The organism is Streptomyces sp. NPDC002499 (assembly GCF_053595415.1).
Window position 1 is genome coordinate 582,093 of sequence record NZ_JBSFXO010000006.1, and the last position, 11,783, is coordinate 593,875.

Here is an 11,783-nt window from a genome sequence, read left to right on the forward strand (position 1 = left end):
CTCCTACAACGGACGCCCGCGTCAGCACCCCGCACAACCCAGTTAGGCTGACCCCCGTGAAGGTCCTCGTCATCGGCAGCGGTGCCCGCGAACACGCCCTGTGCCGTTCTCTGTCCCTCGATCCCGACGTCACCGCGCTGCACTGCGCCCCTGGCAACGCCGGCATCGCCGAGGTCGCCGAGCTGCACCAGGTCGACGCGCTCGACGGCACGGCCGTAGCGGCGCTGGCCAAGGCACTGGAGGCCGACCTGGTGGTGGTCGGCCCGGAGGCTCCGCTGGTCGCCGGGGTCGCCGACGCCGTGCGCGAGGTGGGCATCCCGGTCTTCGGCCCCTCCGGGGAGGCCGCGCAGATCGAGGGTTCCAAGGCCTTCGCGAAGGACGTCATGGCGGGAGCGGAGGTCCCCACCGCGCGCTCGTACGTCTGTACGACGCCCGCGGAGGTCGACGTGGCCCTCGACGCGTTCGGCGCCCCGTACGTCGTCAAGGACGACGGGCTCGCCGCCGGCAAGGGCGTCGTCGTCACCGACGACATCGAGGCGGCCAGGGCGCACGCGAACTCCTGCGAGCGGGTCGTCATCGAGGAGTTCCTGGACGGTCCCGAGGTCTCCCTCTTCGCGATCACCGACGGCCGGACGGTCCTCCCGCTCCAGCCGGCCCAGGACTTCAAGCGCGCCCTGGACGGCGACGAGGGCCCCAACACCGGCGGCATGGGCGCGTACTCCCCCCTCCCGTGGGCGGACCCCAAGCTGGTCGACGAGATCCTGCAGACCGTGCTCCAGCCGACGGTCGACGAGATGCGCCGCCGCGGCACGCCCTTCTCGGGCCTGCTGTACGCCGGTCTCGCGATCACTTCGCGCGGGGTACGGGTCATCGAGTTCAACGCCCGCTTCGGCGACCCGGAGACCCAGGTCGTCCTGGCCCGTCTGAAGACCCCGCTGGCCGGCGTCCTGCTCGCCGCCGCGAACGGCACGCTCGCCGACCTGCCGCCCCTGCGCTGGAGCGACTCCGCCGCGGTCACCGTGGTCGTGGCCTCGCACAACTACCCCGGCACCCCGCGCACCGGCGACCCGATCACCGGCCTCGACGAGGTGGCCGCCGAGGACGCCCCGCACGCGTACGTGCTGCACGCCGGCACCCGGCACGACGGTGACGCCGTCGTCAGCGCCGGTGGCCGCGTCCTGTCCGTCACGGCAGCCGGCAAGGACCTCACCGAGGCCCGCGACCGCGCCTACCGAGCCGTCTCCCGCATCCGCCTGGACGGCTCCCAGCACCGCACGGACATCGCGGCGAAGGCGGCGGGCGCGGACGCCTGACCCCTGACCGGTCGGGCACGGACGCCTGACCGGCGGCTCGACCGGACCTGGACCCGGTACTGGCCCACCTCACTGGCCCGCCCCCATCGGCCCGCCCCCGCTGGCCCGCCTCCATTGGGCCGCCCCCGCTCACCCGCACCCACCCGGGTTCACCCACCCCTCGGATGAACCCCCCCCGGCCCCGGATCCGTCTTCGGATGCGGGGCCCAGCGCTGTGTGCCCACCTCTCAGAACCCTGCAGAACGGCCGCCCGTCTCTTAGAACTTGGGTCAGTAATCGGGGCCTGATCATCGCTGTCCGTCATCCACCTCTCCCCAAAGCCATTCCATCGAGTGACCGCTGCCCTATCCGGCTGACGGGGGCCGGGGCCCCAACTAGGGTGCGGCGCAAGCGTTCGGGCACTTGGCCCACCGGCATTGCGATGTCAGTGGCGGGTGCCACAGTGGGGGAGTGAGCAACGCCAGGACAGCGACGCTGTCAGGACAGCCAGGGAGGGGGTGAGGACCGACCGTGACCGGTACCGGTACGGGTATGGGTGTCGAGGTGGGCGCGCAGGCCGCGCGCTCCCGGGCCCTCGCTGTGCTGCGCATCCGCAGCCGCGCACTTGCCGTGGCCCTGCTGCCCGCGGCTGTCGCCGTGGTGCTGCTGGCCGGCGGTTCGACGGGCCACTTGGTGGGCTCGTTCTGGCACGCCGCCCGGTGGGTCGTGACGCCCGTCGCGGTGGTCGTCCTGCTCGCCGCCGGTGCCATCGGCCTGGTCGTCGCCCGAGCCCGTCCCGCGGTCACTCCGACGGTCGCGATCGCCGAGGAGTCGGCGCCGGACCTGTACCGGATGGTGCGCGACCTGGCCGACCGCCTGGACGTCCCTGCCCCGTCCGCGATAGCGCTCACCCCGGACTGCGACAGCTGGCTGGAGGACCGTACCCACCCGTCCCACGGCCCGCCCCCGGCGGAGGACCGTGACGAGATAGCGGGCGCCGGCGCCCCGCACCGCCGCAGCACCGCCGCGCCCGTCCTCGTGATCGGCTCCCCGTTCCTGTGGTGGATGCGCGTCGGCGAACTGCGCGCGGTCCTCGCCCCGGTGGTCGCCGGTACGGGACCGTCGGCGCAGCCGGACATAGCCGCGGCCCGCCGTTTCGTGCGGGGTCTGGACGCCGCTGTCGCCGTCGCCTCGACGGCCGGCCGTTGTCCGCTGACCCGTGTGGTGTGTGCGGGCGTGGGCTGGGTGGCGAGGCTGCTGCTGCGCAGTTGCCGGGAGCACGCGGCCCTGATGGAGCGGGGCGTCGCGGCTGCCGCCGCCGAGCGTGCACAGGCTGTGGACTACGGTCTGCGGATCGTCGCGCAGGAACAGGTGGGGCTGGCGTACGCGGGTTGGGACCGTCTCCTGACCCGGGTCGCGCTCCCCGCCTGGCGGATGGGCCGCTGGCCGTCCCGGCTGGACGCGGGCGTGGTCGCCGCGCTCACGGAGCTGTCCCGCCGCGACCGCCTGGCCGAGGGCTTCGCGTCCCGGCTCGGTGAGCGCCCCGCCTGTGACCTGCTCGAAGAGCCCGGCGCGATCGACGAGGCCACCTCCCTGCTCGCCGCCCGCCTCTTCCACGGCGGCCCCGCCGAGCCGAGCCCCGACTGGTCCCCGGTGGACTGGCAGGAGTACCCGGACGAGGTCGTCGACCGCAAGTGGCGCACCGACGCGGCCCGCCTCCACCGAGTCCTGGACACGATGGGCGCGACCCGCTCCACCACCCGGACGCCCCCGTCCCCCAACGCCCCGACCCTGTCCCGAATCCTGGACCACCTGTCGACTCCGTCGGTTCAGCAGTCGTTGACGGATCCGGCATCACCCTTGGGGTACGAGACCGCAGCCCTCGACAGCCCGCCCGACACCACGCCGGCAGCCCTGGCCGACCCGACCGCCTCGTCCGGAATCGATGTCACACCCGACACCACGCCGGCCGCCCTGGCCGACCCGGCCGCCTCGTCCGGAATCGATGTCACGCCCGAGGTCTCGAGCCCCGCCTCGACGGCCACCGACAGCGAGAGCCCGGCCTCCCCGGTAGCCGAGTTCGCCGACGGCAACAGGCCGGTCACTCCGTCTGCCGAAGACAGCCCTCTCCCGCCGATCGCCGAAGGCACCCCCCAGCCCCCAGCCGCCAACGGCGATCCCGCCCCACAAGGGCCACCCGCACTCGACGACGAAAGCTGCACGGGTGGTGCGGGTGGGAGCAAACAGGCCGATGGCGAAGCCGAGGCGGACGAGCCGCCGATCAACGAACGCGCCGCCACCCTCGCCGCAGCCCTCACCACCGAGCTGGCCCGAGAGGGCACCCGCACCGCCAACACCACCACCAACCCCGCCCGCCCCGACAACCCCCTCTGGGACGACGCCACGTTCCCCCTCTTCCCGCTCCAACCCCCGCGCACAGCCCGAGAGTTGCTCACCGACCACGTCACCGCGATGGTCTGCTGCGCGGCCATGGACACCGCAGGCGCCACCCCGGGCCTGGACTGGCTGGACGGCCCCACCCTCCTGGTCAACGGCGAACGCGCCACCGACCTGACCCCCCGAGTCCTCAGCCTCGTGGAAGAAGGCGACCCGGCCCCGCTGTACGCCTGGCTGATCACATCCGGCATACGCCCCGAAAAGCCGGTCAGACTCGTGTGAAGCCGACCCCGGTCACCATCCCGGTCACAACGGCAGGCCCGCGCCCCCAGCCCTCCCCGTCACCCGCCAAACCAGGCGGAGCCCCCCGTTCCACTTTCGGCCAATTCGCAACGAGGTGTGACCGCATGGGTGCGTAATGTGATGTGCTGGGACCGATCGCGCACATGGCAACCGCATACGCCACCCAACGGCCACCCAGGGCCACCCACATCGGCCGACATCGGCCACCCACGGCGGAGCAGACGCGCGAGGGAGGGGACCGACCATGGCACCGGAGCAGATCCGTCGCTGGGAGTCCGGCGCCCTGGCGCACGCCGTCAGCGACCCCTTCGGCCAGGGCCCCGTCCCCTGGCTGCGCGGTGCCGAGACGTACTTCGACGACACCGGCCAGGTGGTCCCCTGGTACGTCGACCCGTCCGTGGAGCCGGACCGCGCCACCCCCGACGGCATCCCAAGGGTCCCCGCTCCCCGGACGACCGCCCCCCGGACCACCGCATCCCCGCGAACCGCCGGCGGCCCCCGCTCGGCCGACGACGTCCGCCGCCAGATCAAGGGCTTCATCTCCACCGGCGCCGTCGCCCCCGGCGAGGCCGTCGACTTCCACGTCACGGTCGACCCGCCCCAGGAATTCGGCGTCGACATCTACCGCATCGGCCACTACGGCGGTGACGGCGCCGCGAAGATCACCACCAGTCCACGCCTCTCGGGCATCGTCCAGCCTCCGCCGCTGACCGCGGACCGTACGGTCTCCTGCCACCACTGGTGGCTGTCCTGGCGGCTGCAGATCCCGAGCTACTGGAGCATCGGCGCGTACGTCGCCGTCCTCACCACCGCCGACGGCTACCGCTCGCACATCCCCTTCACCGTCCGCGACGACCACCCCGCCGACCTGCTCCTTCTCCTGCCCGACGTGACCTGGCAGGCGTACAACCTCTATCCGGAGGACGGCCGCACGGGCGCGAGTCTCTACCACGCGTGGGACGACGACGGCCGGCTGCTCGGTGAGTCCGACGCCGCCACGACCGTCTCCTTCGACCGCCCGTACGCGGGCGCCGGACTCCCCCTCCACGTCGGCCACGCCTACGACTTCATCCGCTGGGCCGAGCGCTACGGCTACGACCTCGCCTACGCCGACGCCCGCGACCTGCACGCCGGCGAGGTGGACCCCACCCGGTACCGCGGCCTGGTCTTCCCGGGCCACGACGAGTACTGGTCGGCCAACATGCGCCGCACGGTGGAGACGGCCCGCGAACACGGCACGTCCCTCGTCTTCCTCTCCGCCAACACCATGTACTGGCAAGTGGAGTTGGGCCCGTCCCCGTCCGGCGTACCCGACCGGCTGCTCACCTGCCGCAAGCGCCGGGGTCCCGGCCGGCCCGTCCTGTGGCGTGAAGTCGACCGCCCCGAGCAGCAGTTGGTCGGCATCCAGTACGCGGGCCGGGTCCCCGAGCCGCACCCCCTGATCGTCCGCAACGCCGACCACTGGCTGTGGGACGCGACCGGCGCGCACGAGGGCGACGAGATCGACGGCCTGGTCGCCGGCGAGGCCGACCGCTACTTCCCGCGCACCCCGCTCCCCGAGCACGACAACCGCATCCTGCTCGCCCACTCCCCGTACGCCGACGCCGAAGGCGCCCTCCGCCACCAGGAGACGTCCCTCTACCGGGCCCCCTCCGGCGCCCTCGTCTTCGCGTCCGGGACGTTCGCGTGGACCCCGTCCCTGGACCGCCCCGGCCATGTGGACACCCGGGTCCAGCGCGCCACCGCGAACCTCCTGGACCGCATCTGCAAGCGCGACTGACCCGGCGGCAGAACACTCCCGCCGACCCCCGTCCTGAAGCCGCTCGCGCATACGGGACAATCAAGCCAGTTGGACAGATCCACTGGAGGAACCCGTGTCCGGATTCGTAGAAAAGCCCGAGCCGCTCCAGGTTCCGGGCCTGACGCACCTCCACACCGGCAAGGTGCGGGAGCTGTACCAGAACGAGGCGGGCGAGCTCGTGATGGTCGCCAGTGACCGTATGTCCGCGTTCGACTGGGTGCTGCCGACCGAGATCCCCGACAAGGGCCGCGTCCTCACCCAGCTCTCGATCTGGTGGTTCGACCAGCTCGCCGACCTGATCCCCAACCACGTCCTCGGCACCGAACTCCCGCCCGGCGCCCCCGCCGAGTGGGCGGGCCGCACCCTCATCTGCAAGTCCCTCCAGATGGTCCCGGTCGAGTGCGTGGCCCGCGGCTACCTCACCGGCTCCGGCCTGCTGGAGTACAACGCGTCCCGCACGGTCTGCGGCCTCGCCCTCCCCGAGGGCCTGGTCGACGGCAGCGAACTCCCCGCCCCGATCTTCACCCCGGCCACCAAGGCCGCCGTGGGCGAGCACGACGAGAACGTGTCGTACGAGGAGGTCGCCCGCCAGGTCGGCGCCGACACCGCCGCCCAGCTGCGCCAGGCGACCCTCGCGATCTACTCCCGCGCCCGTGACATCGCCCGCGAACGGGGCGTCATCCTCGCGGACACCAAGTTCGAGTTCGGCTTCGAGGGCGAGACCCTGGTCGTCGGGGACGAGGTCCTCACCCCGGACTCCTCCCGCTTCTGGCCGACCGAGGAGTGGCAGCCGGGCCGCGCGCAGCCGTCGTACGACAAGCAGTTCGTGCGCGACTGGCTGACCGGCCCGGAGTCGGGCTGGGACCGAAAGAGCGAGCAGCCCCCGCCGCCGCTGCCGCAGCAGGTCGTGGACGCGACCCGGTCGAAGTACATCGAGGCGTACGAGCGCCTCACCGGCCTGAGCTGGAGCTAGCCCTCGGCTCGGCGCACTCGGCGCACGAAAAAGCCCCGGTCCGGTGGACCGGGGCTTTTCTCCCGAGCGGACGACCAGGTTCGAACTGGCGACCTCAACCTTGGCAAGGTTGCGCTCTACCAACTGAGCTACGTCCGCGTCGCGCCGTGACGACTGTGCCGTGGCGCGAGAGCAACTATACCCAACCTCGCTCCCGTGCGAGACGCACTGCCGAGTGCCGGTTCTCCGCCCCGAGTTTCGAGACGGCCGACGACAGGTAGTTCCGTACGGTCCCCTGGGACAGCGCGGCCCGTTCGGCGATCTCCGCGACGGGCGCCCCGTCGGCGGCGAGTTCCAGCACCTCGGCCTCGCGGGCGGTCAGCGGCGAGTCCCCGGAGGCGATGGCGTCGGCGGCCAACTCGGGGTCGACGTAACGGTTTCCGGCGTGCACCGTGCGGATGATCTCCGCGAGCCGCTGCGCGCTCACCGTCTTCGGGACGAACCCGCGCACACCCGCCGCGAGCGCCCGCTTCAGATGCCCGGGCCTGCCGTGGCTGGTGACGATCAGCACCTGACAGCCGGGCAGTTCGGTCCGCAGGGATGTGGCGACCTTCACACCGTCCGCGCCGGGCATCTGGAGATCCAGGACGGCCACGTCCGGCCGGTGCGCCCGCGCCATCGCCAGCGCCTCGGGCCCGCTCGCGGCCTCGGCGACGATCACCAGGTCGTCCTCCAGCGAGAGCAGCGCGGCGAGCGCGCCCCGGATCAGATGCTCGTCGTCGGCGAGCAGCAGCCGTACCGGAGTCATGGCCATGGGCGTCACGCGGTGACCTCGCTCACGTTCAGGGGCACTTCGGCCACCACCCGGAACACATCCCCGTCGGCGGGCCCGGCGACGAGCGTCCCGCCGACCGCCGCGAGCCGCTCCCGCAGCCCGGCGAGCCCCGACCCGATGCCCCCGTCAGCGACCATTCGCCCGGCGAACCTCCCGCCGCCAGCCGGTCCCGAACCGTTTTCTCTATCGGCCTCCGGCCCCGAATCGCTTCGGCCATCGGCCACCGGTCCCGACCCCCACCTCTCGCCGCCCTCCGGCCTCGAAGCGCCCGTCCCGTCAACCGCCATTCCCGCCCCGCTCCTTCCGACGCCGGCCCTCTTCGACTCCCCGCCCCCGCCGGAGGCCTTCGCGCCGTCGTTCTCCACCGTGAGCACCACCCGCCCCTCCGCCACCCGCAGTAACACCTCGCACCGTCGGGCGTCCCCGTGGCGCAGCACATTGGTCGTCGCCTCCCGGACCACCCACGCCAGCACCGACTGCACCTCCCCCGGCAGTCCGCCCGCCTCCCCGGTCACCTCGCAGGTGATCCCGGCCGCGCTCAACACGCCCTGCGCACCGGCGAGTTCGATGTCCAGGTCGGCCTCCCGATACCCCCGTACGACCGCCCGTACCTCCCGTTGCGACTCCTGCGCGATCCGCTGCACCTCGGTCATCTGGTCCACGGCCTCGGGCCGTCCGCGCCGGGCGAGCTGCACGGCGAGTTCGCTCTTCAGCGCGATCACCGCGAGGTTGCGCCCCATCACGTCGTGCATGTCCCGTCCGAACCGCAGCCGTTCCTCGGCGACCGCGAGCCGGGTGCGGGTCTCGCGGGCCGCGTCGAGTTCGTAGACGGCGTTCATGAGCCAGACGGAGAAGACGGCGGTGAAGGCGAGGAACCCGGCGCCGATGAGCACGCCCAGCGCGGTGAACATGGCTCCGGGCGCGGGGACGCCCAGCGGGAGCGAGAGGAGACCCGCGCCGACCGCGAAGCCGGCCACGATCAGGCACACGCGCCGCCGGTCCGCCACACCGAGCGCGATCACCCCGGCGCCGGCGATCAGCATGATCGCGAAGATCGCGCTGCCCGTGCCCTCGGCGCCGTCGCCGTCCGGGCCCCGGTCCGCGATCAGCATGGCCGCGACGGCTATCACCGCGCTGAGGGCGGCCAGCGTCCACAACAGCCGCACGGGCTGCGGGTTGCGTCCCCGGGTCCAGTCCAGCGCCCGGGACACCGTCACCGTGCACACCGCGGCATGCGCCGTGACCAGGACCAGCACCACCGCGCCGAGCCCGAACCCGAGCGTGCCGACGGCAGGCAGTCCGACCGCCACGAACTCGCTCACCCCGATGGTGTGGAACGACCACCGGGTGTACGTCTCGACCTTCGCCGGCGTGCTCTTGCGCCGCCACCAGCCGCCCGTCCGTCCGACCACCGTCGGGCCCGTCACCGTGCCGCCCATCTCCACGTGCCCCCGTAGGTCACCGCCGTGGTTCCCACCGGAACCACCGGCGTACAGCAAACACCGCGAGCACGGTCCAGGCCAGCGCGGTCGCCGCCGTGCCCAGCGCCTCGTACCCGCCCAGCTCACCGGTGAAGCCGCCGCGGACCAGCCGGATCACGGGGGAGAGCGGCAGATAGGCGCACACGTCCGCCACCCGGTCCGGCAGGGCCTCCAGGGGGATCGCGATGCCCGAGCCGAGCATGGAGAGGAACAGCAGCGGCAACGCGGTGACCTGCGCGCTCTCCACGGTCCGCGTGTAGCTCGCGGTGAGCGCGGCCAGCGCCGCGCACAGCACCAGGCCGAGCAGCAGCCCCAGGACGGTGAGATACGGCGCCTTGGGCGCCCCCGTGTCCAGGAGCGCCACGCAGGCGACGACGAGGAGGAGGGACTGGGCGAGGCCGAGGCACGCGGCCGCAAGGCCGGTGCCAACGAGGATCTCGGCGTCACCGACCTCGCCGGTGCGCAGCCGCTTGAGGACGAGCTCCTCGCGGCGGGCCACATAGGCGCTGACCAGGGACGAGTAGACGGCGAACAGGAGGGAGAAGCCGACGGCGGCCGTGAGCATCACCGTGCCGATGCTCAGCCCCTCCGCCTTCAGGTCCATCTGGTCGAGCGTGGGCCGCACGCTGAACGGCAGCGCGAGCGGCACCAGCAGCGCCGTGACCACCGCACTGCGGTTGCGGCCGAGCAGCGTCAGCTCGGCCCGCGCCAGCGCCCGCAACCGCCGCACGACGGGAGCGAGATCGAGGGCATTCATGCCGCGACGTCCGGTGGCGCTCGCGCCGTCCCTTTCCAGGGCACTCATGCCGCCACCTCTTCCTTTTCCTTCTCGCGCGCGATCCCCAGGAACGCCTCCTCCAGCGAGGCCGACCGCACATCGAGGTTCCGCAGCTCGATCCCCGCCCGCTCGGCCCACACCAGCAGCCCGGTGGCCGCCCGCTGCAGTTCCCTCGTCCGCAGCCGTACGACCCTGCCGTCCACCTCGTGACCGGTCACCCCGAGCTCGGCCAGCGGCGGCAGGTCGCCCAGGAAGTAGCCGTCCGGCAGCCGGAAGGAGATCCGGGAGGGCTGGGCGGCGGTCACCTCGGCCGGTGTCCCGGCCACCGCGATACGCCCCTCGCGCATGATCGCGAGCCGGTCGGCGAGATCCTCGGCCTCCTCCAGGTAGTGCGTGGTGAGCAGCACGGTCGTGCCGCCGTCGCTCAGCGAGCGCACCAACTCCCAGGTGTCCCGCCGCCCTTCGGCGTCCAGACCGGTCGTCGGCTCGTCCAGGAACAGCACCTCGGGCCGCCCGAGCACCGCGAGCGCGAGGTCGAGGCGGCGCCGTTCACCGCCGGACAGCTGCTTCACCCGTACGTCGGCCCGCCGGTGGAGGCCGACCAGTTCCAGCGCCTCCTCCGGCGGCCGGGGCCGGCTCACGCACCCCGCCCACATCCGGGCGGTCTCGGTGACGGTCAGCTCGGACGGGAAGCCGCCCTCCTGGAGCATCACCCCGGTGAAGGGCCGTACGGCGGACCGCTCCTCGTAGGGGTCGTGCCCGAGCACCCGCACCCGTCCCGAGGCCGGCTTGGCGAGCCCCTCCAGCACCTCGACCGTCGACGTCTTGCCGGCGCCGTTGGTCCCGAGCAGCGCGAAGACCTCACCCCGGTCCACATGGAAGGAGACCCCGCGTACGGCCTCGAACCCGCCCCCGTACACACGTCGTAGGTCAGTGACCTCAATCACGTGTTCGTGTTCGTTGTTGTCCATGCCTCCAGCGTCCCGGCGATCCGGAGGCGGAAGCAGTGCGCGCTGTCATCGCCGCGCATGACAAATGTCAGAAGGGCCGCGGAGATACGACTCCCGGCGCACGCCTTCCGGGCGCACGACGAAGGCCCCGGTCGATGACCGGGGCCTTCGTGAAGTGAGCGGACGACCAGGTTCGAACTGGCGACCTCAACCTTGGCAAGGTTGCGCTCTACCAACTGAGCTACGTCCGCACTGCCTCCGACCGGCTCCCACCGATCGGCGCGGGCATCAGCTTACCTGATCCACCGGAGTGAATCCGATCCACCGAAGTGGATCTGAAGCGATGCAGAGCGGGTGACAGGAATTGCACACTGCGCCTTCCCCCTGGAAGGGGGATGTTCTGCTACTGAACTACACCCGCGTGTACCTCGGGGGTTCGGCCTTTCGGCCTCGCCCCTCGGCGTGCTCCGAACTCTAGCTGACCATCAGGGGTGCAGCGCAAGTCGGGTCTCCCGAGGGGCGGATGACCCGTCGTCGGGCGCGGCGGCTCACTGTGCCGCGCTGAACGCCTCGTAGACCTTCTTGGGGATCCGGCCGCGCGCGGGCACGTCCATCTTGTTCGCCTGAGCCCAGGCGCGGACGGCCGCCGGGTCGGGGGCCACCTCCGTCTGCCGGTACGCCTTGCCCGACTTCGAGCGCTTGCGGCCGGCGTCCACGTAGGGCGCGAGCGCCTTACGCAGTTTCTTGGCATTGGATTCATTCAGGTCGATCTCGTACGACTTGCCATCCAGTCCGAAGGCGATCGTTTCCGCCGCTTCCGAGCCGTCGATGTCGTCAAAGAGAGTGACCACGACCTTCTGCGCCACGAATATCGGTCCCTTCGTACGGCACGTTGCCAATTCATTTGTACAGTGCTCAGCAATGCAATGTGAAGCTTGACTAAATCCTCCCGCGCGTCCTGAGCGCAATAGGTATCGGGTGTCGATCTGGGATC

At 72.0% G+C, this 11,783-nt stretch carries 9 protein-coding genes and 3 tRNA genes; 4 read left to right on the forward strand and 8 right to left on the reverse strand.

Annotated features, from left to right (window positions below):
- Positions 1-56 precede the first annotated feature (56 nt).
- The 4 genes from purD (at position 57) to ACWD5F_RS19875 (ending at position 6,766) form a co-directional block, all read left to right on the forward strand.
- A complete protein-coding gene (gene purD / locus ACWD5F_RS19860) occupies positions 57-1,313 on the forward strand; it encodes a phosphoribosylamine--glycine ligase (RefSeq protein ID WP_401719745.1) in 1,257 nt (418 codons plus the stop codon).
- 531 nt (positions 1,314-1,844) lie between these two features.
- Positions 1,845-3,971: a hypothetical protein gene (locus ACWD5F_RS19865; protein WP_451255995.1), complete on the forward strand. Its 2,127-nt coding sequence runs from the start codon at positions 1,845-1,847 to the stop codon at positions 3,969-3,971.
- Between the two features lie 265 nt (positions 3,972-4,236).
- Positions 4,237-5,772, forward strand: a complete 1,536-nt coding sequence (locus ACWD5F_RS19870; protein WP_451255899.1) for a N,N-dimethylformamidase beta subunit family domain-containing protein — start codon at positions 4,237-4,239, stop codon at positions 5,770-5,772.
- Between the two features lie 94 nt (positions 5,773-5,866).
- The gene (locus tag ACWD5F_RS19875) at positions 5,867-6,766 is read left to right on the forward strand and encodes a phosphoribosylaminoimidazolesuccinocarboxamide synthase (RefSeq protein WP_451255901.1); all 900 of its coding nucleotides are present in this window, start codon (positions 5,867-5,869) and stop codon (positions 6,764-6,766) included.
- 65 nt (positions 6,767-6,831) lie between these two features.
- On the opposite strand, the gene ACWD5F_RS19880 is transcribed toward ACWD5F_RS19875, so the two are convergent.
- The 8 genes from ACWD5F_RS19880 to ACWD5F_RS19915 all read right to left on the reverse strand — a co-directional run bounded on the left by ACWD5F_RS19880 (position 6,832) and on the right by ACWD5F_RS19915 (position 11,655).
- A tRNA-Gly gene (locus tag ACWD5F_RS19880) sits at positions 6,832-6,904 on the reverse strand.
- 37 nt (positions 6,905-6,941) lie between these two features.
- Positions 6,942-7,553 (reverse strand): response regulator, encoded by a 612-nt coding sequence (locus ACWD5F_RS19885; RefSeq protein ID WP_401720569.1) that lies wholly within the window; start codon positions 7,551-7,553, stop codon positions 6,942-6,944.
- Positions 7,554-7,564: 11 nt separating this feature from the next.
- Positions 7,565-9,019, reverse strand: coding sequence for a sensor histidine kinase (locus ACWD5F_RS19890; protein WP_451255902.1), 1,455 nt, complete (start codon positions 9,017-9,019; stop codon positions 7,565-7,567).
- Between the two features lie 19 nt (positions 9,020-9,038).
- The gene (locus tag ACWD5F_RS19895; protein WP_451255997.1) at positions 9,039-9,818 is read right to left on the reverse strand and encodes an ABC transporter permease; all 780 of its coding nucleotides are present in this window, start codon (positions 9,816-9,818) and stop codon (positions 9,039-9,041) included.
- 44 nt (positions 9,819-9,862) lie between these two features.
- Positions 9,863-10,810 (reverse strand): ABC transporter ATP-binding protein, encoded by a 948-nt coding sequence (locus tag ACWD5F_RS19900; RefSeq protein ID WP_451255904.1) that lies wholly within the window; start codon positions 10,808-10,810, stop codon positions 9,863-9,865.
- Positions 10,811-10,967: 157 nt separating this feature from the next.
- Positions 10,968-11,040: transfer RNA gene (locus ACWD5F_RS19905), tRNA-Gly, on the reverse strand.
- Between the two features lie 98 nt (positions 11,041-11,138).
- A tRNA-Gly gene (locus ACWD5F_RS19910) sits at positions 11,139-11,210 on the reverse strand.
- A 127-nt stretch (positions 11,211-11,337) separates the two neighbouring features.
- The gene (locus tag ACWD5F_RS19915) at positions 11,338-11,655 is read right to left on the reverse strand and encodes a histone-like nucleoid-structuring protein Lsr2 (protein ID WP_123999134.1); all 318 of its coding nucleotides are present in this window, start codon (positions 11,653-11,655) and stop codon (positions 11,338-11,340) included.
- Positions 11,656-11,783 lie beyond the last annotated feature (128 nt).